This is a genomic window from Variovorax sp. F042 (assembly GCF_057814215.1).
In genome coordinates this window covers 1-294 of sequence record NZ_JBVASX010000076.1, presented here as the reverse complement: position 1 = coordinate 294, position 294 = coordinate 1, and the positions used below count along the sequence as shown (strand labels likewise).

The following is a 294-nucleotide window of genomic DNA, read 5'->3' as shown; positions in this document are numbered from 1 at the left end:
CAGCACGTCCTCGGCGCGGCCGACGCGGGTGAAGCGGCCGTCCCTGATGGCCACGGCGTCGGCCACGGGGTTGGCGCGGTCCAGCGTGGTGAAAAGGCCGTTGTGCAGGATCAGGTCTGGGGTTTCGGTGTTGGTGGTCATGTTGTCGGAGAAAGAGGCGACGGCAAGGCCGGGAGCTGCGAGGGTGGCGCCGCGCGCTCCGAGGAGGCGCCGGCGGCTGGGGTCTGCGGACGGATTCATGCGTCGCGCCTGCCGGAATACTGGGCTTCGGCGGTGTTCACCGCCGTCGGCTGC

At 70.7% G+C, this 294-nt stretch carries 1 pseudogene; it reads right to left on the bottom strand.

What is annotated here, in order from left to right:
* Positions 1-240, bottom strand: a pseudogene (locus ACZYSP_RS35470) (amidohydrolase); the annotation flags it as partial.
* Positions 241-294: the final 54 nt, after the last annotated feature.